The organism is Ferrovibrio sp. (assembly GCF_035304305.1).
Lineage (GTDB): Bacteria > Pseudomonadota > Alphaproteobacteria > Ferrovibrionales > Ferrovibrionaceae > Ferrovibrio.
The window spans coordinates 1-23,093 of record NZ_DATGQG010000022.1 but is presented as its reverse complement, the minus strand read 5'-3'; the positions used below and the strand labels follow the sequence as shown (position 1 = coordinate 23,093).

21 protein-coding genes are annotated in these 23,093 nt (G+C 63.1%); 3 read left to right on the top strand and 18 right to left on the bottom strand.

Translation table 11 applies throughout. The annotated features are described in order from the left end of the window. The first annotated feature begins 21 nt into the window (after positions 1-21). The 3 genes from VKZ87_RS02245 (at position 22) to VKZ87_RS02235 (ending at position 5,359) form a co-directional block, all read left to right on the top strand. A complete protein-coding gene (locus tag VKZ87_RS02245) occupies positions 22-1,755 on the top strand; it encodes a type I secretion system permease/ATPase (protein ID WP_324219616.1) in 1,734 nt (577 codons plus the stop codon). A gap of 11 nt (positions 1,756-1,766) precedes the next feature. Further along, positions 1,767-3,089, top strand: a complete 1,323-nt coding sequence (locus VKZ87_RS02240) for an HlyD family type I secretion periplasmic adaptor subunit (RefSeq protein ID WP_324219615.1) — start codon at positions 1,767-1,769, stop codon at positions 3,087-3,089. Between the two features lie 293 nt (positions 3,090-3,382). Further along, positions 3,383-5,359, top strand: coding sequence for a nucleoside hydrolase-like domain-containing protein (locus tag VKZ87_RS02235; protein ID WP_324219614.1), 1,977 nt, complete (start codon positions 3,383-3,385; stop codon positions 5,357-5,359). Positions 5,360-5,603: 244 nt separating this feature from the next. Here the strand turns inward: VKZ87_RS02235 and VKZ87_RS02230 are convergent, their stop codons facing one another. The 18 genes from VKZ87_RS02230 to VKZ87_RS02145 all read right to left on the bottom strand — a co-directional run. Continuing rightward, entirely contained in the window at positions 5,604-6,170 is a 567-nt protein-coding gene (locus VKZ87_RS02230) for a nuclear transport factor 2 family protein (protein WP_324219613.1), read from the bottom strand. A gap of 2 nt (positions 6,171-6,172) precedes the next feature. Beyond that, entirely contained in the window at positions 6,173-7,528 is a 1,356-nt protein-coding gene (locus VKZ87_RS02225) for an FAD-dependent oxidoreductase (protein ID WP_324219612.1), read from the bottom strand. A gap of 61 nt (positions 7,529-7,589) precedes the next feature. Further along, entirely contained in the window at positions 7,590-8,204 is a 615-nt protein-coding gene (locus VKZ87_RS02220; RefSeq protein WP_324219611.1) for an isochorismatase family cysteine hydrolase, read from the bottom strand. Beyond that, on the bottom strand, positions 8,201-10,273 hold the full coding sequence (locus VKZ87_RS02215) for a hydantoinase/oxoprolinase family protein (protein WP_324219610.1): 2,073 nt from the start codon (positions 10,271-10,273) through the stop codon (positions 8,201-8,203). The genes VKZ87_RS02220 and VKZ87_RS02215 overlap by 4 nt, the downstream gene beginning before the upstream one ends. Next, positions 10,270-11,955, bottom strand: a complete 1,686-nt coding sequence (locus VKZ87_RS02210) for a hydantoinase B/oxoprolinase family protein (RefSeq protein ID WP_324219609.1) — start codon at positions 11,953-11,955, stop codon at positions 10,270-10,272. Before VKZ87_RS02210 ends, VKZ87_RS02215 begins: the two co-directional genes overlap by 4 nt. Then, positions 11,952-12,836, bottom strand: a complete 885-nt coding sequence (locus tag VKZ87_RS02205) for an isocitrate lyase/PEP mutase family protein (RefSeq protein ID WP_324219608.1) — start codon at positions 12,834-12,836, stop codon at positions 11,952-11,954. The genes VKZ87_RS02210 and VKZ87_RS02205 overlap by 4 nt, the downstream gene beginning before the upstream one ends. Beyond that, the gene (locus tag VKZ87_RS02200) at positions 12,833-13,336 is read right to left on the bottom strand and encodes a 3-isopropylmalate dehydratase small subunit (RefSeq protein ID WP_324219607.1); all 504 of its coding nucleotides are present in this window, start codon (positions 13,334-13,336) and stop codon (positions 12,833-12,835) included. The genes VKZ87_RS02205 and VKZ87_RS02200 overlap by 4 nt, the downstream gene beginning before the upstream one ends. Then, complete coding sequence (locus VKZ87_RS02195; protein WP_324219606.1) at positions 13,333-14,598, bottom strand: 3-isopropylmalate dehydratase large subunit; 1,266 nt, start codon at positions 14,596-14,598, stop codon at positions 13,333-13,335. Before VKZ87_RS02195 ends, VKZ87_RS02200 begins: the two co-directional genes overlap by 4 nt. Positions 14,599-14,612: 14 nt before the next feature. Continuing rightward, positions 14,613-15,314: an ABC transporter ATP-binding protein gene (locus tag VKZ87_RS02190; protein ID WP_324219605.1), complete on the bottom strand. Its 702-nt coding sequence runs from the start codon at positions 15,312-15,314 to the stop codon at positions 14,613-14,615. Further along, on the bottom strand, positions 15,307-16,059 hold the full coding sequence (locus VKZ87_RS02185; RefSeq protein WP_324219604.1) for an ABC transporter ATP-binding protein: 753 nt from the start codon (positions 16,057-16,059) through the stop codon (positions 15,307-15,309). The genes VKZ87_RS02190 and VKZ87_RS02185 overlap by 8 nt, the downstream gene beginning before the upstream one ends. Then, entirely contained in the window at positions 16,052-17,032 is a 981-nt protein-coding gene (locus VKZ87_RS02180) for a branched-chain amino acid ABC transporter permease (RefSeq protein ID WP_324219603.1), read from the bottom strand. Before VKZ87_RS02180 ends, VKZ87_RS02185 begins: the two co-directional genes overlap by 8 nt. Positions 17,033-17,034: 2 nt before the next feature. Further along, on the bottom strand, positions 17,035-17,907 hold the full coding sequence (locus VKZ87_RS02175) for a branched-chain amino acid ABC transporter permease (RefSeq protein ID WP_324219602.1): 873 nt from the start codon (positions 17,905-17,907) through the stop codon (positions 17,035-17,037). A gap of 67 nt (positions 17,908-17,974) precedes the next feature. After that, on the bottom strand, positions 17,975-19,210 hold the full coding sequence (locus VKZ87_RS02170; RefSeq protein ID WP_324219601.1) for an ABC transporter substrate-binding protein: 1,236 nt from the start codon (positions 19,208-19,210) through the stop codon (positions 17,975-17,977). After that, the gene (locus VKZ87_RS02165; RefSeq protein ID WP_324219600.1) at positions 19,207-20,064 is read right to left on the bottom strand and encodes a GntR family transcriptional regulator; all 858 of its coding nucleotides are present in this window, start codon (positions 20,062-20,064) and stop codon (positions 19,207-19,209) included. Before VKZ87_RS02165 ends, VKZ87_RS02170 begins: the two co-directional genes overlap by 4 nt. 133 nt (positions 20,065-20,197) lie before the next feature. Then, on the bottom strand, positions 20,198-21,352 hold the full coding sequence (locus VKZ87_RS02160) for a thiolase (protein WP_324219599.1): 1,155 nt from the start codon (positions 21,350-21,352) through the stop codon (positions 20,198-20,200). Next, positions 21,349-21,732, bottom strand: coding sequence for a Zn-ribbon domain-containing OB-fold protein (locus VKZ87_RS02155; protein WP_324219598.1), 384 nt, complete (start codon positions 21,730-21,732; stop codon positions 21,349-21,351). The genes VKZ87_RS02160 and VKZ87_RS02155 overlap by 4 nt, the downstream gene beginning before the upstream one ends. Positions 21,733-21,962: 230 nt before the next feature. Next, on the bottom strand, positions 21,963-22,436 hold the full coding sequence (locus VKZ87_RS02150) for a host attachment protein (protein WP_324219597.1): 474 nt from the start codon (positions 22,434-22,436) through the stop codon (positions 21,963-21,965). Between the two features lie 23 nt (positions 22,437-22,459). Then, positions 22,460-23,093, bottom strand: a 634-nt coding sequence (locus tag VKZ87_RS02145) for a CBS domain-containing protein (protein ID WP_324219596.1), incomplete at its 5' end; no start/stop codon positions are given.

The following is a 23,093-nucleotide window of genomic DNA, read 5'->3' as shown; positions in this document are numbered from 1 at the left end:
CGTACACGGAGAGTTTCCGCGATGAATAATTCCCAGTCCCGCCCGGTCCCCACCGCCTTGCTGCCGGCCGTCATAACGCCCTTCCGCTGGGCATTTCTTGCGGCTGCCGGTTTCAGCCTTGCCATCAACCTGCTGGTGCTGACGTCACCGATCTACATGATGCAGGTCTTTGATCGCGTGGTGACGAGCGGACATCTGGACACGCTGGCGTGGCTCACGCTGCTGGCCACCGCGGCCTATATCGCGTATGGCGCCCTGGAGACGGCGCGCGGCAGTATCATGGCCCGGCTCGGCGCCTGGCTCGACCGCGTGCTGGCCACCAGGCTCATAAAGGCCGGTGTCGCTGCCGCTCTTGCCGGCCAGCCGACCGGCACTCAGCCGCTGCGCGACCTGGCCCAGGTGCGAGGTTTTCTTGCCGGCCCGGCCATGTCACCGCTGTTCGATGCTCCCTGGGCACCCGTTTTCCTCGCCATTCTCTGGTTCATGCACCCCTGGCTCGGGGCCTTCGCGCTGGTCTCGGCCATCCTGCTGTTCCTGCTGATGATTGCCGGCGAATTGCTGACCCGGAAACCGGTTCGCGAAGGCGAAGCCGGCCAGATGCGGGCCTACGGGGTGGCGGAGGCGACCCTGCGCAATGGCGATCTGGTGCAGGCCATGGGCCTGATGCCGTCGCTGCTGAAGCGCTGGCAGGGCGAGCAGGCCGGCGCCATCGACGCCCAGCAGGGCGCCACAGACCGCAGCCTGGTGCTGCAAGGCCTGACCAAGGGCATCCGCATGCTGGTGCAGACGGCCATTCTCGGCCTCGGAGCCTGGCTGGTAGTGCGCGGCGAACTGACGTCCGGCGGCATGATCGCCGCCTCGATCCTGCTCGGCCGCGCCCTGGCCCCGGTGGATCAGCTGCTCGGAAGCTGGAAGCAGTTCATCTCGGTGCGCGACTGCTGGCGCCGCGTTGCGGCCCTGCTGAACCGCTTCCCGGCCGAGGCCGAATCCATGCCTCTGCCCGAGCCGAAGGGTGTCCTGTCGGTGGAAGGCCTGACCTTCTTCCCGCCGAACACCGATCGCGCGGTGCTTCGGAGTGTGTCCTTCGCGCTGAAACCTGGCCAGCAGCTCGGGATCATCGGTCCGTCCGCCGCAGGCAAGAGCACGCTCTGTCGTCTGCTGGTCGGCGCACTCGCCCCGAGCGCCGGTCATGTGCGGCTGGATCACGCCGATCTCAGCGCCTGGAGCCGCGCCGAAATCGGGCCTCACCTGGGCTACCTGCCGCAGGAGGTTACACTGTTTGCCGGCACGGTTGCCGAGAACATCGCCCGCATGGGCGATCCGGATCCGGCGAAGATCGTACGCGCGGCACGCCTCGCCAACGTCCATGAAATGATCCTGCGCCTGCCGCAGGGCTACGAAACGCGTCTCGACAACGGTGCCATACAGCTCTCGGGCGGGCAGCGTCAGCGGCTCGGTCTGGCCCGCGCCCTCTATGGCGACCCGAAGCTGCTGGTACTGGACGAGCCGAACGCCAATCTCGACAGCGAAGGCGACGCGGCCCTGCTATCGGCCCTCGCCGCCATGAAGCAGCAGGGCTGTACCGTGGTGATGGTCGGCCATCGCCCCAGCATGCTCGAACAGGCCGACCTGCTCCTCTATCTGCGTGACGGCATGGTGCAGGCCTTCGGTCCCGCCGAGGCCATCTGGGCGCGCCTGACCGGCCAGCCCGTGCCGGTACACGCCCATCAAGCAAACACCGCATCCAGCCAGTGAAGGAAACCGTCATGACCGCTTTTCATGGCACCGATACACCCAATCTGCGTCGCATCGTGCGCGGCCCCATCCTGGCTGGCGCCGTGATATGCCTCGCCTTCTTTGGGGGCCTGACCGCCTGGTCTGCATTGGCGCCGCTTGCCAGTTCAGCCATGGGGCCCGGAGTCGTCAGCCCGGACGGAAGCCGCCGGACCGTCCAGCACCTTGAAGGCGGCATCGTCGAGCGGATACTGGTGCAGGATGGCAGTCTGGTGGAAACCGGTGACCCGCTGATCATCCTGGAAGACAAGGCGGCCCGCGCCGCGCATGAGCTCGCGCTGGTGCAGACCCGCCAGTTCATGGCGGTCGAGGCCCGGCTTCTGGCCGAGCGTGCGGGCGAGACCGAGCCGCGTTTTCCGGCCGAGTTGCTGAACCACGCAGCCGAACCGGAGGTCGCGGTGCTGCTGCGCACGCAGCTGCAGCTGATGCAGCAGCGCCAGAGCGCCCTGCAGCAGCGCCGGACCCTGCTGCAGCAGAAGATCACCCAGATCACAGAGGAGATTGCCGGCCTGAATGCGCAGATCACCAGCCAGACGCGCCAGCTCGCACTGATTGCCGAGGAAACCAAGGGCGTCATGCAGCTGGTGGAAAAAGGCCTGGAGCGCAAGCCGCGCCTGCTCGCCCTGCAGAGGCAGCAGGCTGAGATCGCCGGCATGAAGGCCACCAATCAGTCCTCCATTGCCCGGGCCTACCAGGCGATCGCCGAAGCGGAACAGCAGATCATTACCCTGGAGGCCGAGCGCCAGGAGGAGATCAGCAAAGAACTCGCCCAGGTAACCACCGAACTGGCCAGCGCGCGGGAGCGCCTGGGCGCGGCCGCCGACGTCCTGCGCCGGACGGTGATCACCGCCCCGGTTTCCGGGACCGTCGTCCAGCTCAAGGCCCGCACAGTCGGTGGCGTGGTGACGGCCGGCCAGCCGATCCTCGATATCGTGCCGCGCGACGACGAGCTGCTGATCGACGCCCGCATCGCACCGACCGACATCGACGTGGTGCATCCCGGCCTGACCGCACAGGTCGTTCTGTCAGCCTACAAGCAGCGCAACCTGCCGCGAATCGACGGACGCGTGCGCAGCGTCTCTGCCGACCGCATCGTCGACCCGCAGACCAACACGCCATACTACCTGGTGCGGATCGAGGTTGATCGCGACCAGCTGGCGAAGATAGGTCCGAATATCGTTCTGACCCCCGGAATGCCGGCCGAAGCAATGGTCATGACCGGAACGCGGACCGCATGGCAGTATCTTACGCAGCCGTTCGTCGACTCGCTTCGCCGGAGTATGCGGGAAGGCTGACAGCTTCCGGTATACCTGTCATCTGAACGCCGCCGGGCTTCCCGGCGGCGTTTTTCATGCCCACCGCCGTGTCATGGAAATGCCGCATAAAATGCGGATTATTTTGTCGATTCCTCCGCTTCACCACTTCATTTGTGACGAAAACACGATGTCTGACTTAAGAAGCGATAACGGGATGTTTCGAGGGGTTTCAATGCGATTGCAGACATGCAGATTGAACCCTGCCTCCGGGCACAGTGCAGAAATGCCCGCCTCATTGTGGAGGTCGGCAAAGTAAGAAAGGTTTATTTCAGATGGCCAAGCCTCGCGTACTCATTTCGAGCGATATCGGCGGCGCGGATCCCGATGACATCCAGTCCATGGTCCATGCATTCTTGTATGCCGACAAGATGAACCTGGTTGGGCTTGTCTCGACCCCGAGCAAACATGGTGGTCGTGCATCCCACATCAATCAGGTGATTGACTCATATGCCAAGGACTATGCCACACTGAAAACTTGGTCGAACGATTATCCGGCGCCGGAATATCTGAAGTCGATCACCAAGCAGGGCAGCATTTCCGTGGCTCCGTCAAAGGGCTGGAACACGACGACGGAGGGTTCCAAGCAGATCATCAAGGCCGCCCATGCCGCCAGCGCGAGCGATCCGCTCTGGGTCCTGACCTGGGGCTCGATGACCGACCTGGCCCAGGCGCTGCACGATGACCCTTCGATCAAGAGCAAGATCAAGGTCTATTCGATCGGCTCGTGGAACACTCAGCAGGATCCGGCCGCCCGGGATTACATCTACAACAGTCACAAGGATCTGTGGTGGATCGAGAACAACTCGTCTTTCCGCGGCATGTATGTGGATGACAACGGCAACGGCAAGAACAGCTGGAACATGAATGACGCCAAGGGCCACGGCGCTCTGGGTGAGCATTTCCACAAGGCAATGCCCTGGGGGCTGAAGATGGGCGACACACCGTCGATCCTCTACCTGATCGATGGCGCCGACAACAATAACCCCTCGGCCAACAGCTGGGGCGGCGCCTTCGTGAAGACCGGCCATGGTCCGAACTACTGGACGGACAACAAGGCCTCGTCTCTGGCCAATGGCGGCTATCACGGCTCCGAGACCGTGCAAAAGCACCAGGCAGCCTTCTACAAGGATTTTGCCATGCGGCTCGACCGCGCCAAGACGGCTAAATCCGGTGACACACCCGAGCAGAAGGATCCCCCTCCGGCGAAAGAAAACAATTCACCTCCTCCGGTGAATAGCGGGAAAGACAATCCCGTCGTCGCCGGTGACGACAACTACAAGGTCAGCACGAACGAGGCCAAATCCTTCAACAGCAAGCATCTGCTGCTGAACGATACCGGCAAGGATGGCGACCTGAAGGTCACCGAAGTTGCCGGGAAGAGCGCCGCCGGCGCCACGGTCACCTGGGGCAAGGACGGAACGGTGAAATACACCCCGCTGAAGGACTGGCAGGGCAAGGATTCCATCAGCTATACCGTGGCAGACAAGGATGGCGACGAGGATACCGGCACCATCTTCATTCAGGTCGGCAATGGTGGCGGCACCGTCACGCAGCCTTCGTCCAACGGAGGCGTCTCCGGCACTCCGCCCGTCGATAGCGGGAAGAACAACCCGGTTGTCGCCGTCGATGACAGCTACAAGACTGGAGTCGACCAGAAATGGTACTTCAACACGAAGTACCTGACCTGGAATGACAAGGGTGCCGATGGCGGGCTCAAGGTATCAGCCGTGGCGGGTGAGAGTGCCGCGGGTGCGACCGTGTCGCTCGACAGCAACGGCACTGCCATCTACACCCCCCTGAAGGGTTGGCAGGGCAAGGATACGATCGAGTACACGCTGATCGACAAGGATGGCAGCACCGACACCGGTCTCGTCCATATGCAGGTTGGCAATGGCACTGCGGTCCCGGTGTCGGATGGTTCGAGCCCCCCCGTCCCGTCTGCACCATCCACCGGCGGCAACACTCCCGTCATGGCTGTCGATGACCACTACAAGATCGCCGGCGGCAAGTCGCACTACTTCAATGCGAGACACCTGCTGGAGAACGACAAGGGCGCTGACGGCGACCTCAAGGTGACGGATATCCCTGATCACTCCGCCAAGGGTGCGCGTGTCACGCTCGACGATGATGGTACGGTGATCTACCGTCCCAAGCCCGGAGTCGGCAAGGACTGGGTTTCCTACACGGTCGCGGACAAGGATGGCAGCACGGACAGCGGCACCATCCATTTCGATGTCCTGTTCGCATAACCAGCTTCAGGAGAATCGAGAACTCGCCGCCGGAGCACATCCGGCGGCGAGCCGTCCCAGAATACGGCAGTCTTGGGAAAAGCCCGGACTCAGCGGAGCCCGAGGAAACTCAGGATGGCGATAACGATAACGACAACGCCGACGATATAGATGATGTTGTTCATGCGCTCCGCTCCTCCTGCTGGGCCGATCCTCGGCCGGCGCGTGGAGGAGTAACGGTTGAGCGCGATCCCTGTTCCGGCGGTTAGCCGGGCTTTCTCACTCTCGCGTCCAGGTCATTCCAAACGGCCTGATCGACCAGAAGCCCACCCTTCACGGTGAACCGGTCGATAAAGCGTATGCCATCGAATGCCTCCCCGTCAGGCCACTCGCCATGGAGAGTGCCTGAACAATACACAGTTGCAAACTCCATCCCAGGTACCGTATCGAAGCGCTCGTAGGTTTTGGCAATCCTGCGGTAGCGCGGCTTCGACCATGCGACCAGTTCTTCCAGTCGGCGAAAGGTCGCTCCGCCGGGGAAAGTCATCGTAAAATTCCCGGCCAAAAAGGCCGATGCTGCCGACAGATCACGGCGCTCCATGGCGGCCAGGAAATCACGCACGATCTGTTCCGGTGCAGGCGGCGGCGCCTTCGGCGACTTCCGCTGATTCCCGCGACGGTAGTTGCTCGCCTTCGCTTCCTCAATGATTGCGGTGATTCCATCCGGAACGGCTTCCAGCACCGTGCGGGTGACTGCGGAATAGCCCTCCAGCAGGCGGTCACGTACCGTCTCGTCGTACCCCTCGATCAGCGATACCCGGATCACCGGCATCTTCAGCCTCCCTGTCTGACCAGCGTAGCTGCGGAACGGCCGGCCTTAGCGCCCAGCACGGTCGCCATCAACAGGCCGTTGCCTGACAGATATCCGTCGCGACCGCGCCCAGAGAGCCCGCAGGCAGCGCCACCTCCGGCCAGCAGATTGGGAAGAAGGCTTCCATCGGGCCGCAGTACGCGGGCCTCCACATCCACGTTCAGGCCACCCTGAGTATGAAACAGCGCCCCGGTCACCTTCACTGCATAAAATGGCGCCTCTAGCGCCGGCTTGGTCGTAAAGTCGCGGCCAAATCGGTCCTGCCCCTGTCCGCCTGCCAGCCTGCGTGTCTCTTCCAGCGTTGCCGCCAGAGCCTCCGGCGGCACTCCGCAAAGTTCTGCCAGCGCCTCAATGCTCCCTGCGCTCTTCACAGCGCCACCCTTGAAGGCATCGCGGTAATCCTCGAACTCAAGGCCCAGTTTGTGCAAGCGCTCATCGTAGATGTTCCAGGCGAAGCCTCCCGGTTGGGCGATGACACGCATCGCCTGCTCGGAATAGCCGTCATGTTCGCAGGAAAACCGCTCGCCATTGGCATTGACCTGGAAACCACCTTCCATCATCAGTGCCCAGGTGATCAGGACGGCATGCGGCATAGCCAGCGAGCCATGGCCCTGATAGGCGCCGAGATGCTTCACGGCCGCGCCCAAGGCTTCGCCCCAGAGCAGGGCATCGCCGCGGTTGCCGGTATGGCCGTAATACTGCGCGCCGGTGATCTCCGGAATATGGCGCTTCACCAAATCAGCATTGCCGCCAAAGCCTGAGCAGGCCAGTACCAGCGCGTCGCAGCCGATCTGCTCGGTTGTACCATCGGGGCGCGTCAAGGCAACGCCGCGCACGCGGCCATCCGGCTCGGCGAACAGCGTGGTCACGGTCGCATCGCAAACGATATCGATGTCGGCGGCATTTGCTGCGGACAGCAGGCCTGCAATCAGGTCAGCGCCGCTGCGCGAGGCGGGAGCATGCATGCGCGGCTTGCTATGGCCCGGATAGAGGAAACCCTCTACCAGCTTCAGCGGTACCTGATGCTGCTGCACCAGCCAGTCGACGGTCGGCCCCGATGCGGCGCAGATCGCATCCACCATGATCTGATCGTTCTCACCGTGGGCCTTGGCCTGGATATCGGCGGCCATGATCGCCGGCGTATCGTCCACCCCGCGCGCTTTCTGCAGGCTGGTGCCGGCAGCCGGAATCATGCCGGAGGACATTGCGGTGGACCCGCTGGGCGACGGATCGCGCTCCAGCACCAGCACCTCGGCACCCGCATCATGCGCCGCCAAAGCCGCAACCAGGCCGCAGGCGCCGCCGCCAATCACCAGCACCGGAACGGAAAGGGGGAATTCGATGCCCGCAGCCGGGAGAACCTTGCTCATCGCTTGGGGCTCATGCCGCCCTGACCAGAGACACTGCTTCGGCGCAGGTCAATGTCGGCGCCACCGTGCCGAGCGAAGCGATGCAGGCCTCATGAGCCTGCTTACTGAACGCGGCACTGCCATCGGTCAGCAGAAAGGCATGGAAGTCGCGCACATGGGCATCCCGCAGCGTGCTGGCGACACCGCCATTGGTGACGATACCGCCGATCAGCAGGGTATCAATGCCGGCTTTGCGCAGCACGAATTCCAGCCGCGACATATAGAACGCCGAGTATGCGACCTTCTCCACCACAAAGTCGGCCGGCGCCAGCTCATCGATCAGGCTATGCCCCCAGGCGCCAGGCTGGAAATCGCCTTTCCGCAGGAAGGGCCGCAGTTGCCTCAGATGCGGGCTGATCAGCGGCTCGCCGCCACGGCCCGGCACCAGGGTAAACTGGGTCGAGACGATCCAGCCACCGGCCTCGCGCATCACGTCGGTGACCGACTTCATGTTCGTGATCAGCTCGGCCGCGCCCGGCAGGTTCGCGCCACCGCGCGCATAGGCACCATTGGCATGAAGAAAGTCATTCTGCAGATCGACGATGACCAGCGCCGTGCGCTTGATATCCAGCTTGCTCGGGCTCATGCCGCTTTCCGCTTTACGATCAAGTTGCCGAAACGATCCACCTCACCGACGAGATCGGCTTCGATCAGGATCGTGGTGTCAGGCTGTTCCAGAATGGCCGGACCGGGGATGACAGCCCCGAGCGGCAGTTCAAGACGGCGATAGACGCCGGCCTCGTGCCAGGCACCGTCGAGCCAGACCTTGCGCGTGGTGCGTCTGGCCGCCTCGACTGAGCCTTCCTCTGGCGGCGCCAGCAGGCGCAGGTCGAATTTCTTGCGCTTGCCGATACAGGCCACGCGAAGGTTCAGCACGCGGATGCCGATCTTATCAAGCACGCGGCCAAAGACAGCGATGTAGGCCGCCTCGAAGGCCGCCTTGATGCCCTCGCGGGTAAGCTTGGCCGGCCTGGTGAAATCGCCGGGCACGGTCACGGCCACGGTATGGGTCTGGCCCAGATAGGACATATCCAGCTCAACCAGTACAGAGCGGCCTTCAAAGGCGATGCCGGCCCGATCGAGCAGACGCATCCCCTCGCCTGCTGCTTCAGAGATCGCTGCATCCAGAGCCGCAGGATCGATGTCGTCCAGCGTCTTGTTTACCGTGCGCACGAAATCGTGGCGCATGTCGGCGATGACGCAGCCCAGCGCCGAGGTCACACCGGGGAAGCGCGGGATCAGCGCCGAGGCCAGCCCCACCTCCTTGATCAGCGCACCAACATGCAGTGCGCCGCCGCCGCCGAACGGCATGGCAGCAAAATCACGCGGATTATGGCCACGCTCGATCGATACCAGCCGGATCGCACCGGCCATGCGCGAATTCGCAACCCGGATGATCGCTTCGGCTGCGGCCATGACATCGAGACCGAGTGGTTCAGCGATGTGCTTCCGGATTGCTTCCCTGGCGGCTTCGACATCCAGGCGCTTCAGCTTGCCGCCGATCGGGCGCTCGGCGTCGATGCGCCCCATGACGACATTGGCATCCGTCACCGTTGGACAGTCATTGCCCAAGCCATAGGCCACCGGACCAGGATCAGACCCGGCGCTTCCCGGACCAATCTGCAGGATGCCGCCACGATCGATCCAGGCGATCGAGCCGCCGCCGGCGCCGATCGTGGTGATCTCGATCATCGGTGCCCGCACCACCATGCCGAAATCGATGGCGGTCTGCGCGCTCATCGCCGGTTCGCCGTCGGCGATCAGAGATACGTCGAAGCTGGTGCCCCCCATGTCGCAGGTCACCACGTTGGGGAAACCTGCAGCCGTGGCGACATGCTGGCAGGCGATCACGCCTGCGGCCGGACCCGACAGCGCGGTCCGCACCGGCCGGCTGGCCGCGCTCTCGACGCTCATCACGCCGCCGTTCGACTGCACGATCAGCAGCTGGCCGCCGAAACCGTCCTTCTGCAGGCGGTCCTCCAGCTTGCGCAGGTAACTGCCCACCGGCGGCTGCAGATAGGCGTTTAGCGCCGCCGTCGAGCTGCGCTCAAACTCCCGAATCTCCGGCAGAATGTCGGACGAGGCCGTAACGTAAGCATTCGGCCAGACCTCCTTCACGGCGGCCAGGGCAGCCCGCTCGTTCTCCGGATTTGCATAGGCATTGATGAAGGCGATGGCGACGGCTTCCGCACCCCGCTCCAGAAGTTCCCGCGCCGCCTGCTTCACCTCGGCCGGATCGACAGCCTGACGGACGCTGCCATCGGCCAGGACACGCTCGCCCACCTCCAGTCGCAGATCGCGCGGCACCACCGGCACGAAGCGGCCCCACAGGCCCCAAGTGCTGGGCCGGTCGCGCCGGCGCATCTCCAGCACGTCGCGGAAGCCTCGTGTGGTGATCACGCCGGTGCGTGCGCCCTTGCGCTCCAGCAGCGCATTGGTACCCACCGTCGTGCCATGCACCACGGTGGCGACCTGCTTCGGTTCGGCCTTCGCGCGCAGGCCCTCAATGAAGCCGGTCGCCTGGTCGCCGCGGGTGGACGGCACCTTGGCAACATCGATGCGGCCCTGTGCTTCGTCCAGGAAAAAGACGTCGGTAAAGGTCCCGCCGACATCGACGCCAACCGCAAAGCGCGGGATCGTGGCTTGCCTGGTCATTCCGCAGCCTCCTTGGCATTGCGGCCGTAATCACGGGCAAGCCCCGCTTCTGTCACATAACCCAGACGCAGATCCTCGGCGATCGCCTCGGGCCTGCGCTCCACCGGCGGACCATAGCCGCCGCCGCCCGGCGTCTCCAACCGGATCCGCTCGCCCTTCTTCAGCTTCGCGTTATGCAGCTTCGATACCATGGCCGGCTCGACCAGCCGGCCGTCCTGCGGATACAGGAAGCGGTTGCGCTGCGCCGGCTGGCCACCCAGCACGCCCGCCGGGGCATGCTTGCCGCGCTCGCCGAACAGGAACAGGTCCGCCTCCTCCTCCAGCAGCTCGATCTCATAGACCGCACCCAAACCGCCCCGATGCCTGCCGGCGCCGCCGCTGTCGGCCCGCAGGCTCCATTCGGTAAACATCACCGGATAGGCCGCCTCCAGGATCTCCAGCGGCGGGATCGTCGCCATCGAGATCGGCGCATTGCCATGGTTGAGGCCATCGCCCTCGGGGTGGCCGCCATGGCCACCGCCGAAGAAGCTGAACATCACCCAGCGCCGGCCGTCCTTCCGGTGGCCCGCCAGCGACAGCGCGTTGATCGTACCATAAGCGCAGCCGTTGACCCGCTCCGGGGCGATCTGCGCGAAAGCCTGGAAGATTACGTCGATCACTCGCAGGATCGTCTCGGTATAGCCGCCCACCGGCTTGGGCGCCTTCACGCTGATCAGGCTGGACTCAGGAATGACGAACTTCACCGGCTCCAAAACGCCGGAATTGGCCGGCACGTCAGGGAAGAGATGCTTGATAGCTACGTAGCAGGCCGCGATCGCCGTCGAGCGCGCAATGTTCAGCGGCCCGGCGCAGGCAGGCGAGGTGCGCGAAAAATCAAGCGTCAGCGTCTCACCCTCGATCACGATCTCCAGGCCGATGCGCAGCGCCTCGTCGCGGATGCCGTCATTGTCGAGGAAATCCTCCGCCGCATAGCGCCCGTCGGGCAGCTCCCGCAGCAGGCTGCGGAACTGCAGCGCCGCCCGCTGCTTCAGCTCCGAAAGTGCCTCCGCCACGGTGGCATCGCCGTATTCATCCAGCAGCGCATTGAGACGCCGTGTGCCCAGCTCCAGCGCGTTCACCTGGCCGTTCATGTCGCCGTACAGGCTGTCCGGGAGGCGGGTATTGGCGCGCAGAATATCCACCACATCCTGCCGCAGCGTGCCCGCCGCATAGAGCTTCACCGGCGGGATCACCATGCCTTCCTGAAAGGCCTCCGTCGCCACCGGATTGTAGTTGCCCGGTACGTTGCCGCCGACATCGTGCCAGTGTCCGACCGAGGCCAAGTAGCAGAAGACCTTGCCCTGGCGGAAGAACGGTCGCACCAGCTTGAAGTCGCTCAGATGCGTGCCGCCGTCGTAAGGATCGTTGAAGATGTAGACGTCGCCCTCAGTCAGGTCGCCGTCCCGGGCCGCCTTGTCGATCACCGCCTTCACCGCAAAAGCCATGGCGCCCACGAAGATCGGCAGACCGGACTTGCCCTGCACCAGCGTCTCGCCCGTCTCGGCGTGATACAGCCCGTGGCTCGCGTCATGAGCCTCGGCGATGATCGGGTTGAAGGCCGAGCGGAACAGCGTCGCATCCATCTCGTCGGCCACCTGCTCCAGGCGGCCTTTCAGCACCGCCAGCGTGATCGGGTCGATCATGGCTTGTCCTCCTCAAAGCGGGACGGATCGTAGGCGCGGCCCCGCTCCAGTAGCTCCGGCGTGCCGATCAGCGCGTTCAGCGCCGCAAAATCCAGCATTCGCTCGCGATACGGCGCCGTCGTGCCATGCTGCTTCAGGGAGGCAAAATACCCGCTCATGCAGTGCGCCAGTGCCCGCGGCAACCCCCCCGGGAAGATCACCAGTTTGTAGCCGATCTCTCCCAGCTCGGATGCTGACAGAAGCGGCGTCTTGCCGCCCTCCACCATGTTGGCCAGCAGCGGTACCCGGCTGCCGAACCGGCTCGTCACCTGCCGCATTTCTTCCACATTCCGGGGCGCTTCAACGAACAGCACGTCGCAACCCGCCTCCATGTAGCGACCAGCCCGCTCCAGCGCGGCTTCAAACCCCTCCACCGCGATCGCGTCCGTGCGCGCCACGATCAGCGTCTCCTCCGACCGCCGCGCATCCAGTGCCGCCCGGATCTTGCCCACCATCTCCGCCGTCGGGACCAGCGACTTGCCATCCAGGTGGCCGCAGCGCTTGGGGCTCGCCTGGTCCTCGAGCTGGATTCCGGTCGCCCCGTTGCGCTCGAACAGGCGGACCGTGCGCTGCACGTTGAGCGCATTGCCGAAACCGGTATCCGCATCGACGATGATCGGCGTCTCCACCCGCTCGCGGATCGCGCCTAGCGTGTCCGCCACCTCAGTCATCGATACCAGGCCGATGTCGGAGCGCCCGAACCGTGTATACGCAATGCTCGCGCCAGACAGATACAGCGCCTCGAAACCCGCCTGGCTTGCCACCAGCGCGCTCAGGCCATCATACACGCCTGGCGCGATGATGACTTCATCACCCCGCAGGCGGTCCCGCAGCGTTGTCATGATTCAACCCTCCCGAGACGACGTTCCAGATGCGGGATAAGACCGCCATCGGCAATCATCTGCAGAAGATGCGACGGTATCGGCTCGCAGGCATAGGTCGCACCGGTCTCGACATCCCGCAGTTCCGCCGCAGCAGCATTAACATCCAGGACCGCATCGGCGCGGATCTTCACCGCATCGGCGCAGACCAGAGCCAGAAGACCGAGATTGAGGGCATTGCGGTAGAAGATGCCGGCAAAGGACAAGGCAATTACGGCACCGACCCCGAGTTCGCGCAGCGCCATCACCGCCTGTTCCCGCGAGGACCCCATGCCGAAGTTGCGGCCGCCGACAACAATGTCGCCAGGCTTCACCTCCCTGGCGAAGCGTGGTTCGACCGCCTCCAGGCAATGACGCGCCAGCTCGGCCAGAGGGCCTTTCATGTAAAGGCCCGGGGCCAGGGCATCGGTGTCGATATTGTCACCGAACTTCCAGACCCGTCCGGTAATCTTAGCAGTCATGAGAGGAACTCCCGCGGATCGGCAATGCGGCCTGCGATGGCGGACGCCGCGACGGTGTAAGGCGAGCCGAGATAGACCTTTGAGGAGCCTGCCCCCATACGCCCCTTGAAGTTGCGTGCCGTGGAGGCGATGCAGGTCTCGTCTTCTGCCAGCACGCCGGCCCCATACCCGGCACAGGCGCCGCAGCCCGACGACAGCAGGATTGCACCTGCTTCCGTTAACGCGGCAAGAGTACCGTCGGCAGCAGCCTCCGCCGTGGTGCGTGCCGAAGCCGGCGCGATGAGAAGCCGGGTGCCGCTGGCCACCTTGTGGCCCTTGAGCACGCTTGCCGCCATGCGAAGATCATTGATCTTGGCGCCGGTGCAGGCACCGATATAGGCCTGATCGATCGCCACGCCTTTATGCTCGGTTACAGCTGCGCTGTTGGCCGGACTATGCGGAGCAGCCACCATTGGCGCCAGGATCGATGCGTCGAATTCATGCCGTTCCCCAACCACTGAACCCGGATCACTCTGCCAGGTATCGATGTCGATCTCCGAAGCCGGCACACCGGCGCCGATCAGGTATTTCCGCGTTACCTGATCGGGTGCGATCAGACCGGCCTGCGCGCCAAGCTCGGCCGCCATGTTGGACAATGTCATGCGCTCCTGCATGGGCAGCGAGGCAATCGTTTCGCCGGCATACTGGATCGCCTGGTAGCGGCCGCCATCCATGCCCAGCTTCGCGCACATGGCGAGAATCATATCCTTCGCGGCAACTCCCTTCCCGAGCCTGCCACTCCAGTGCAGCAAAATCGTCTCGGGTACCCGCAACCAGATCTCCCCGGTGACCAGCACGCCACACATTTCGGTCGCGCCGACGCCGAACATGTAGGCTCCGAAGGCTCCACCAGTGGGCGAATGGCTATCGCCGCCCACCACGAACATACCCGGCCGAAGATGACCACGTTCAGGCAGTACGACATGGCAGATGCCCTGCATGTCGTGGAACTTCGTCACTCGTGCGGCCTTCACCCACTTGCGGGTGAGATCAAGGATTCCGGCGCTCTCGGCATCCACCGCCGGCACATAGTGATCCGAGACGACCACCACCTTGTCAGGGTCCCACAGCTTCGCCTGCAGACGCTCCAGCATCGGCGCCACCCGGCGCGGACCGCCGGAGTCATGCATCATGGCGAGATCGACACGACACGTGACAACCTCGCCCGGGCGCACCTGCGCCTGCCCCGCGGCGCGGGCGACCAGCTTCTCGGCAAGAGTCATCAACTGAACCACACTCACAGTCCCAAATACGAGGCTTTCAGCCCCGGATCATTCAACAAAACAGACGCCGGGCCAGACATGGCAATCGTGCCGTGCTCCAGTACAAAAGCGCGGTGCGCGATGGCCAGAGACTGGACCACATTCTGCTCGACCAGCAGGATCGGCAATCCGTCACGGTTGAGCTGCCGGACCAGACCAAACATCTCTTCCACCAGCAATGGCGAGAGGCCCAGCGAGGGTTCATCCAGAATGAGCAGCTCCGGATCCGTCATAAGACCACGGCCGATAGCGAGCATCTGCTGCTCGCCACCGGAAAGCGTGCCGGCCGGCTGGTTCATGCGTTCCTTCAGGCGCGGAAATATCCCGTAAACCCGCTCGAGATTGGCCACCCGTCTGCCTTTGCCCCGGCGATAGCTGCCGAGCTCCAGATTCTCCTGCACGCTCAGGTTCGGGAAGACGCGACGCCCTTCGGGCACCTGGATCAGGCCGGCATCGACGATCCGGTCGGATCCGGCCGCCGTAATATCTTTGCCCATAAAGACGACCCTGCCCGCCCGCGGAGCATAAATGCCTGAGAGATTGTTGTTCAGCGTCGACTTTCCGGCACCGTTGGCACCCAGAAGAGCCACGATCTCACCCTTGGCGACATCGAGATCAACTCCCCGTAGAACCTCGACTTCGCCGTAACCGGCCCGCAATCCACGCACTTCAAGCATGACGCGCTCCTCCGGCCTGCTCCTGCATGCGGGCCGCCGCACCATGGCCGAGATAGGCCTCGATCACCTTGGGATTGGAGGCAATCTGTGATGGCGTGCCGCTGGCGATCAGGGTGCCGTTATTCAGCACCCAGGCGTGGTCGGAGAGGTTCATGACCGCCCGCATCACATGCTCAATCAGCAGGATCGTGACGCCGGACTGCCGGATGCCTCGTATGATGGGGATGATCTCGTCGATTTCGGCCGGGTTCAAACCGGCCATGACCTCATCGAGCAGGAGCAGTTTCGGATCGGTCGCCAAGGCCTTGGCGAGTTCAAGGCGCTTGCGCCCGGCCACGGTGAGCGCCGCAGCGGGCTTGTCCAGCTGCGCACCCAGTCCGACCCGATGGGCAATGGCGTCTGCATGTTCCAGCGCGGCACGCCGGCTGGCCCGATGCAGATGGGCCCCGACGGCGATATTCTCGCGCACATTCAGTCCGGCGAATGGCTGGACGATCTGGAAGGTGCGCGCGATGCCGAGCAGGCATATCCTCTCCGGCAGGAGCCCGAGCAACGACTGCCCTTCGAAGCGGATATCGCCGGAGTCGGGCCGGTGAAAACCGGAAATTTGGGCGAAGATCGTCGTCTTGCCGGCGCCGTTGGGGCCGATCAGCGCCGAGATGCTGCCTGCATCGACCGTAATACTGACATTGTTCGTGGCCACCAGGCCACCGAAACGTTTGGAAAGATTGCGGATCTCAAGCATGGCTGCCCCGTTTGAACAGGCGGCGCAGCCTGGCGGTACTAAAGTTGACCCTGCCGAGGCCGAACAGGCCGTTGGGCAGGAAAAGCACCATGAGCACAAGCAGAATGCCATAGAGCACCAGATTCAGGCCCGGAGCCTCCCCGAAAGCGAGCCGGCCGATCTCGGCAATGACGTGCAGGGCGAAAGCACCAAGCACAGGCCCGAAGATGGTGCCCAGCCCTCCGATGATCGGTACCAGCAGCGCTTCCACCGACATGGCAGGGCCGTAGGCGATATTGGGATCGATGTAGAGGAAAAGCTGCACGTATACTGCACCGGCAGACCCGGCCATTGCGCCTGAGATGGCAATAGCCCGCAACTTGGTATCGAAAGGATCGACGCCAAGCGCGCGCGCCGCATCCTCGTTCTCCCGCACGGCCATCAGCCGGGCACCGAAACGGGCATTCTCCAGCCACCATGTGAACAGGAGGCCTACCGCCACAAGCATCAGCAGCAGCCAGAAAAAACCGGCCTTGCTCTCGAACTGCATCTGGGCAATGCCGGGCTGTAGCGGAACGAGAAGACCGACACCGGCGCCAGTGAAGTCAAAACTGTTGGCCAGAATGCGAAAGACCTCGGCGAAGGCCAGCGTGACCAGGGCGAAGTAGGAGCCGCGCAATCCATAGCGGAAGACAAGCCAGCCGGTACCTGCTCCGATAAGGCCACCGGCAACAGTGGCCAGGACGAAGCCGCCCCAGGCATTAATGTGGAAGTGGATCTGCAGGATCGCCGTGCAATACGCGCCGGTGCCGAAAAAAAGCGCATGGCCGAAGGAGAACTGTCCACCATAACCACCCAGCAGGTTCCAGGCCTGGCCGAGGTAGGCATAAAACAGCGCAAGCGTCAGCCAGGTGATCCAAAAATCGGACTGAATGAGCAACGGCACCGGAGCCATCACCAGGCAGAAGATGATGATTGTCGCCAGATTGCGCATGGTCAGACCCGCTGCCCCAGCAGGCCGTTTGGCCTGAACAACAGCACGATGATGAAGATCAGGAAAATGCCGAGCTGGCCGAGGCTCTCACCAAGGAACAATCCCCCCAGACTCTCCGTGACGCCGATAATCAGACCGCCCAGCAGGGCTCCGACAAAACTGCCCATACCGCCCAGCACGACTACAGTGAAGGCCACCAGCACGAAGGCGTGTCCCACCTGGGGGCTGACGTAGAAGCTGGGCAGAAGCAGACAGGCAGCGATGCCGAGACAGGCGCAGCCGATGCCGAATGACATGGCAAAGATATGCTCGACATTAATGCCAACCAGTCTGGCGCCCTGCCGCTCCCTAGCGAGCGCGCGGATCGCACGGCCGAGATCGGTGCGCGTCATCAGAAGCCACAGCAGGGCTGCGACCAGCAGCGCGCCGATAAACGCTATGGCCTTCGGAACGGCAATGAATGCCACACCGAAATCAATCACCTCGAAGGAGTATGGCGTCTCGATGGTGCGGGTATCGGAGCGCCACAGATAGAGCGCCAGATTCTCGATGATCACCGACAAACCGAGAGTAACCAGCAGGATATTCTCATCCTTTCCATGGCTGGCATGGCCTATGACAAAGCGCTGCAGGCCATAACCGACCGCAAACAGGGCCAGCGCCGCTATCGGCAGGGCAAGATACGGATCGACACCGAACAGGCTGTGCAGGAAGAACACACCATAGAGCGCCAGCATCAGCAGGCTTCCATGGGCGAAATTGATGATGTGCAGAACGCCGTAGATCAGCGTCAGCCCCAGCGCAATCAAAGCATAGATCGCGCCGGTCGTGAGGCCGTTCAGGATAGCCGGCAGAAGGATGGAAAATTCGAGCATACCGTCACAGGGACGCAGGATGGGTATGCAACGGGGCCGTCGAAGCGGCCCCGTTGCCACAATGGAATCACGCCTTCGGCGCGGGGAAGACCGGCTTCGCGTTGGCGAAATCCTTCGGGAAGATCACCTTGATATCCTTCTGCAGCACCTGGGTATTCACCGGCGCGGCCCCTTCGTTCTGGCCATTGACGAACTTCGTCGGGCCATAGGGCATGAAGTGGTTCGACCAACCCGAAGCGGCGAGTGCCTGCGTGATCGCGCCCCGATCGGCAGACGCCGCACGTTCCAGCGCATCGGCCAGCAGGCGGACGCACTCATGGTTCAGGAACACTTCGTAGGAGAAGAACGCCTTCTCGGCCTCTACCTTCTTCTTCAGCTCCAGGGCCACAGGGTTGCGCGGATCGAACCAATGGTTGCAATCCATGATGAACTCCGCGGCATCGGGGAATTCCTGCACGAACCGATATTGCGAGGCCGCGCCGCCAAGAATGGCGTAGATAGCCTTCGGCCGGATCTTCTGCTGTCGCAGGGTGCGGGCCAGCAGAACGAACTCATTGTAGTAGTTCGACGGGATCAGCAGGTCCGGATTGCGGCCCTTGATCTTCAGCGCGATGTTGTTGAAGTCGCGCGTCGGGTTGGCATGAGAGATAGTCTCCAGAACCTCAAAACCCATGCCCGGCAGCCTTTCGTTCAGCGTCTTGGCCATGCCGGCGCCAAAAGCCGATTCCTCATGCACGATCATGACTGTCTTGGCCGGCTTGCCGGCCTGATCGTTCAGGGCAACCAGGTTCTGCAGTGCCGTATCGACGATCTTGCTCAGCCCCGGGCCGAAACGGAACGTATTGGTCAGCCCCCGGGTGACCACCTGATCCACGACACCGACATCGACGATATGCGGAATGCCGTGCTTGGCCGCCGCCTGGGTTGTGGCAAGCGCGATACCGGATGCGAACGGACCGACGATGGCGGATACACCCGCTTCGTTCAGTTTCTCGACCTCCGCCACACCGACATCGGGTTTGGACTGTGCGTCGGCGTATATCGGCTCAAGCTTGGCTCCGCCCATGGAGGCGATACCGCCGTTGGCATTGATGGTTTCAATCGCGAGCCTGGCGCCGAGACGGCATTGCTGGCCCGAAGGCGCGATCGGCCCGGTAACTGGATGCAGAATGCCGACCTTGATAGTTTTCGGCTGCGCTTTGAGAATGGCGGGAAAACCCGAGACACCGGCGGCGGCGCCGATGGCGGTGCCAGCCAGGAAACGGCGACGGGATACGCGGAATCGGCTACGTTCGACAGTCATCTGCTTTTCTCCCTGCGGATAAGGCGTGGCGACCTCTTTCCCCCTGCCGCCGGCGCCACGCGGGCCGACCAGGTGTTCTGTTCCTCGCCGCGCACACGATCGAGGCTCATGCGGAACTGATATCGATCAGGCCGGTAAAGCCCGATAATGTATTCGACTGGCCGTCCGGCCCCGTCCTGAACCACGCGACTGATGCGCAGCAAAGGGGCGCCCACGGCGGTTTCCAGCAACGGCGCCACACGGGTATCTGCAAGTGTCGCCGATATGGTCTGATCGGCACCGCCGATGGTGATGCCCGACTGCTCGAGCAGCGAGAGCAACGGCTGCTGTTCCAGCGCCTTACGGGAAAATTTGCGCCCTATATCCGCCGGCACGTAGGTAGTAAGATAGGAGAATGGACCGGCATCGAGAGAGCGGACCCGAACGGCCCGCTGCACTTCCTGGCCAGCGCCGATCTGAAGCGCGGCGGCAACATCCGGTGCTGCAGGTTCGAAATCGAACTCAATCAGCTTAACCTGCGTCTTGAGTCCCATAGCAAACAGATTTTCCAGCAACCCCTCCACACCGGCACGGATCGGCGGCGGTTCGCCACGCGCTGTCACATGAGTGCCACGCCCCCGGCCGCGGGTCACAAGCCCTTCAGCCGCAAGTTCGGCCAGCGCACGCCGTGCGGTGATCCGCGAGACCTTGAATTGCCGGGCCAGTTCTTCCTCGCCCGGCACCAGAGCACCGGGACTAAGCCGCCCCTCCTGTATCTGACTGCGCAGAATCAGGAATATCTGGTGATAGAGCGGCGTCTTGAGCCGGTCATCAATGCTCAGCAGAGTCGCAGGATTGCGTTTGGCCAACTGCATGGGCCAAACTCTATCTATTGTTATAGCAATATGTCAATTATCATTGGAGGCACCGGGCACTGCCGCAAATGCCGGTCGCCGGCCCCTGCGCCACATAACAGTTGGAATGCTGCAACGGCTGGAATGCTGCTGTTTACAGCGTCGCCTCGCTGCCGAGCAGGGCCGTGACCTGGCTGGACAGGGTGCCGCCATTGCCGTGGCAGACCGCGACGTCACAGGTCTCGAGCTGGCGCTTCCCCGCCTGCCCTCGAATCTGGGTCACCGCCTCAAGAATCAGGAACATGCCGTACATGCCCGGATGAATGCATGACAGCCCGCCGCCACTGGTATTCACCGCCAGCTTGCCGCCGGGAGCAATGGCGCCGCCCTGCACGAAGCGTCCACCCTCACCTTTCGGACAGAAGCCGAGATCCTCGAGGAATAGCAGCGTCGTGATGGTGAAAGCGTCATACAGCATCACGAGATCGACATCGGCCGGCTTCAGGCCGGCCATGGCGAAGGCACGTGGCCCGCTGTCGGCTGCTACCGTGCGGGTGAGGTCCTCCATCTGTGCAATCGAGCGATGCGAATGCGCACCTCCCACACCGAGCAGATAGACCGGTTTCTGCTTCAGGGACTTTACCCGGTCGGCGCGCACCATCACACAGGCCGCCCCTCCGTCAGTCACCAGACAGCAATCTCGGGTGGTGAGCGGATCGCTGACCATACGGGCATTCAGGACATCCTCACGGGTGAGCGGCCCCCGCGCGAACGCTGCGGGATTGAGATTGGCCCATTGCCGCGCCGCAACTGCGACATCCGCCAGCATCTCCCGCGTGGTGCCGTACTGGTACATGTGGCGCTGGGTGGCGAGCGCATAGGCGGTTATCGGGTGGCGCGGTTTGTAGGGTATCTCATGCCACTGCGGCTCACTCATGGACACCAGCCGTCCGCCTGCGGTGCGCTGGTTCGACCCGTAGCAGATCAGGACCGCGTTGCAGATGCCAGCTTCCAAAGCCAGGGCTGCCTGCAGAAGATGCATTTCGAAGGACGAGCCGCCGATATTGGTGCCGTCAAAAAAGCTTGGCCGGATACCGAGATACTCCGCCACGGAGAGGGTCGGAAAGGCATGGGTGCTGGTCGCGGCGCAGATGCCATCGATATCCTTCAGCTCCAGCCCCGCGTCGGCGATTGCGGCCAGTGCCGCCTCACCCAGCAGTTCGATGGCGGTGCGACCGGGCGCCTCGCCCCAGCCTGCGCCGCCGATCCCGACAATGGCGGTCCTGCCGCGTACGGAGAGACCGCTCATGACCTGCTTTCCTCGGCAACGACATCGAACACAACGGCCGGCTCGCCACCCAGTTCGGCGATGCGGGCCCGCACCCGCGTGCCGATGGCAGCGGTCTCGACACCCTCGATCCGGGTCATCAGTCGCGGTCCCTCATCGAGTTCCACCAGTGCAATATTGTAGTCACCAGTGCGCGCGCGATTGACGGTGATCGAGTAAATTCGGCCCAGTCCGGAAGCCTCTACCCACTCCAGGTCGGTTGCCCCGCTGCCAGGCGCCGCCACACGGGGGTAGAAGACATATTGGCCGGTAGAGACGCTCCGCTGGATCATGAAGCGCCCCTGGCTGAGAAAGGCGCGATACTCCGCTTCCGGACCGGGTCCAGTGGCTGGTCTTGGCACCGTATGTCTCCCGCCCTGTTGATTCGCCTTTTCTTTATACGGAAGACCCCTCCGGATTACGATACGGGATTGCATTCCGGGAGAGAGGGCGAACAACGGCCATATATCGCGGGGCCGAAAGCGAGTAAGATTATGCTTTCCGCATCGGCATGCGTTCGGCGGATAGATCCCGTCGCCACCAAATGGGATGTCTTTCGGCACAGGGGCTGGCGATTTAGTGCACGTTCCCTTCAGGCCGTGGCCGTATTGAGCAGATAGGGTCTCGCCCGCTGAAATATCTCGTCAGCGTCATGATGCGCCAGCTCCTTTGCGACCTCACCAACAAGGGTGTCGGTTACCGCTTCCGGCAGCATTTTCCGAAGATGCCCGAGCATCGCAGGTGGGGCAATCAGGATGAGCCGCCGAAATGCCTGCTTCTGGAAGGCTTCGTTCAGCTTCTCCGCAATTGTTCTGGCGAAGACCGCCTTCTCGAAGGTATGGGGATCAGATTTCGGCTCGATGGCGGAACGGCGCTCGCCCATGCTCGAAAACGCGCGGCCTGGACGATCGGACTTCAGGGACCGCGAGAAGCTGCTCTGGTCAGCTGCCTCGAGCGACATCTCCGGTACGGGGACGATGGCGCCGGAAGTATCTCTGCATTCCCATACCTTCGCATGCCGGCCGTCGACGACAACAATCCATGTCCGGGGAATTCTGTGTCGCATGATTTCTCCGTGTTACAGGGCGCTTAGGAGAGTGAGGCTGGAGTGGGGGCACCAACTTCGATACGGTCGCGAACGGCTTGCACACCCGGCACCGACTCGGCCAGCACCCGCAGAGCTTTCTTCTGACTGGCGGAATCGACGAATCCGCTGAGCTCGACAACGCCATCATGCACCAGCGTGCTGATATAAGGTGTCCTCGCCCAGGCTTCGGCGGCCATCTCCTCGGCAAGTCTGCGCCGGATCGCGTCATCCGTGCTGCTCCTGGCAGGCTCGCCGGGCGCAGCCTTGTGTTGGGATAGAGCGCGGACAATATCCGATCGGGTGATCACACCGGCCGGTTTCTCGCCTCGCACCACGACCACACGACGAACATTGTTTCTGGAAAGGAGATCCGCGGCGACCTGAAGCCTTGCATCTTCCGAAATGCTGACGACCTCCGGATTCATGATGTCTCCGACTTTTGTTGCGCGATAGCGGACGAACTCGTCCGCCAGGTCGGCATCGCTCATCAGCAGAGATGCCCACCAGGAATGACGGTGCCCGGTACCGATCTCCTTCCTGTGAAGCATATCCGTCTCGCTGACCACGCCGATTACGGCGCCTTTGTCATCCACGACGGGAACCCCGCTTATCTGCTTTTCGACCAGCAGTGCGGCA

Bases quoted from the DNA above. Each gene is read 5' to 3' on its own strand.
- VKZ87_RS02245 (WP_324219616.1), top strand. From the start codon at position 22: ATGAATAATTCCCAGTCCCGCCCGGTCCCCACCGCCTTGCTGCCGGCC.
- VKZ87_RS02240 (WP_324219615.1), top strand. From the start codon at position 1,767: ATGACCGCTTTTCATGGCACCGATACACCCAATCTGCGTCGCATCGTG.
- VKZ87_RS02235 (WP_324219614.1), top strand. From the start codon at position 3,383: ATGGCCAAGCCTCGCGTACTCATTTCGAGCGATATCGGCGGCGCGGAT.
- VKZ87_RS02230 (WP_324219613.1), bottom strand. From the start codon at position 6,170: ATGCCGGTGATCCGGGTATCGCTGATCGAGGGGTACGACGAGACGGTA.
- VKZ87_RS02220 (WP_324219611.1), bottom strand. From the start codon at position 8,204: ATGAGCCCGAGCAAGCTGGATATCAAGCGCACGGCGCTGGTCATCGTC.
- VKZ87_RS02215 (WP_324219610.1), bottom strand. From the start codon at position 10,273: ATGACCAGGCAAGCCACGATCCCGCGCTTTGCGGTTGGCGTCGATGTC.
- VKZ87_RS02210 (WP_324219609.1), bottom strand. From the start codon at position 11,955: ATGATCGACCCGATCACGCTGGCGGTGCTGAAAGGCCGCCTGGAGCAG.
- VKZ87_RS02205 (WP_324219608.1), bottom strand. From the start codon at position 12,836: ATGACAACGCTGCGGGACCGCCTGCGGGGTGATGAAGTCATCATCGCG.
- VKZ87_RS02200 (WP_324219607.1), bottom strand. From the start codon at position 13,336: ATGACTGCTAAGATTACCGGACGGGTCTGGAAGTTCGGTGACAATATC.
- VKZ87_RS02195 (WP_324219606.1), bottom strand. From the start codon at position 14,598: ATGACTCTTGCCGAGAAGCTGGTCGCCCGCGCCGCGGGGCAGGCGCAG.
- VKZ87_RS02190 (WP_324219605.1), bottom strand. From the start codon at position 15,314: ATGCTTGAAGTGCGTGGATTGCGGGCCGGTTACGGCGAAGTCGAGGTT.
- VKZ87_RS02185 (WP_324219604.1), bottom strand. From the start codon at position 16,059: ATGCTTGAGATCCGCAATCTTTCCAAACGTTTCGGTGGCCTGGTGGCC.
- VKZ87_RS02180 (WP_324219603.1), bottom strand. From the start codon at position 17,032: ATGCGCAATCTGGCGACAATCATCATCTTCTGCCTGGTGATGGCTCCG.
- VKZ87_RS02175 (WP_324219602.1), bottom strand. From the start codon at position 17,907: ATGCTCGAATTTTCCATCCTTCTGCCGGCTATCCTGAACGGCCTCACG.
- VKZ87_RS02170 (WP_324219601.1), bottom strand. From the start codon at position 19,210: ATGACTGTCGAACGTAGCCGATTCCGCGTATCCCGTCGCCGTTTCCTG.
- VKZ87_RS02165 (WP_324219600.1), bottom strand. From the start codon at position 20,064: ATGCAGTTGGCCAAACGCAATCCTGCGACTCTGCTGAGCATTGATGAC.
- VKZ87_RS02160 (WP_324219599.1), bottom strand. From the start codon at position 21,352: ATGAGCGGTCTCTCCGTACGCGGCAGGACCGCCATTGTCGGGATCGGC.
- VKZ87_RS02150 (WP_324219597.1), bottom strand. From the start codon at position 22,436: ATGCGACACAGAATTCCCCGGACATGGATTGTTGTCGTCGACGGCCGG.